The sequence below is a fragment of the Dellaglioa sp. CoH-57-MRSF-19 genome (assembly GCF_056781975.1).
This window is the reverse complement of the sequence record NZ_JBXAXW010000021.1, coordinates 981-1,262: the sequence shown is the minus strand read 5'-3', so window position 1 is coordinate 1,262 and position 282 is coordinate 981. Positions and strand designations below refer to the sequence as shown.

Sequence of the window (282 nt, the reverse complement as noted above, 5' to 3'; positions counted from 1 at the left end):
ACTAACCTCAATCTAAATGCCAGTGGCACTGCCGTGTACAAGGCTTCCACTCATCAGTTTCAGGGTCCTGTTGTCACGGATTCAACGATCGCGGCTGCTGGCGACATTACGGATGAAACTGCGTCCGGTAACACGAAGACCATAGGCGACTTCCGGCGTGTTTATGATTCGCACATCCACCACGTGCCAGACAATCCGGATACTAGTACTCCTATCCCTCAAATCTAAATTTAATGGTAAGGAGAACTCAACATGACTACACCAACAGCATATCAGCTTGAT

Annotated in this window: 1 protein-coding gene; it reads left to right on the top strand. The window is 48.2% G+C overall.

Translation table 11 applies throughout. The features are described from left to right. Nucleotides 1-228 (top strand): hypothetical protein (locus tag AC1RO3_RS07885; protein ID WP_481763913.1); only part of this gene is annotated, 228 nt, incomplete at its 5' end. Nucleotides 229-282 lie beyond the last annotated feature (54 nt).